This window comes from Staphylococcus sp. HMSC068C09, from assembly GCF_001813735.1.
Lineage (GTDB): Bacteria > Bacillota > Bacilli > Staphylococcales > Staphylococcaceae > Staphylococcus > Staphylococcus hominis.
Window position 1 is genome coordinate 1 of the sequence record NZ_KV813738.1, and the last position, 217, is coordinate 217.

Below are 217 nucleotides of genomic sequence, written 5' to 3' on the forward strand. Positions count from 1 at the left end.
GATGATGTGGCTATCACAAAATCAAAAGCCTTCTTATAAAACGATTAATCGATTTAGAGTCAATCCAAAAGTAGATGCTTTATTAGAATCATTATTTATTCAATTTCATAGTCAGTGTTTGAAACAACATCTTATAGATGATCAGGCCATTTTTATTGATGGTACGAAAGTTGAGGCAAATGCCAATCGATATACATTTGTATGGAAAAAGAGTATT

1 protein-coding gene is annotated in these 217 nt (G+C 30.4%); it reads left to right on the plus strand.

Annotation, left to right across the window (positions count from 1 at the left end; all coding sequences use genetic code 11):
• The coding region (locus HMPREF2930_RS01850; protein WP_141751508.1) for a transposase at positions 1-217 on the plus strand (217 nt) is incomplete at both ends.